Below are 250 nucleotides of genomic sequence, written 5' to 3' on the forward strand. Positions count from 1 at the left end.
GTGCCTTCCTTGCGGATGAGCCAAAGAGCGATAAAAAACCGTGTTTGTACTTTTTGATGTTTATACGCATTTCCCACCACCAGGCATGACGATACAGGATATATCGGACCAACGTCGTTTATTTAAACTGACGTTAATAAATAGCATTAAGTTTTAGCTACAGGAAGGCTTTGTTGAATAAATCAGATTTCGGGTAAGTCTCCCCCGTAGCGGGTTGTGTTTTCAGGCAATACGCACGCTTTCAGGCATA

Origin of the sequence: Enterobacter sp. SENG-6, assembly GCF_001605945.1 — a bacterium.
In the GTDB taxonomy this organism is placed as follows: Bacteria; Pseudomonadota; Gammaproteobacteria; order Enterobacterales; family Enterobacteriaceae; genus Enterobacter; species Enterobacter cloacae.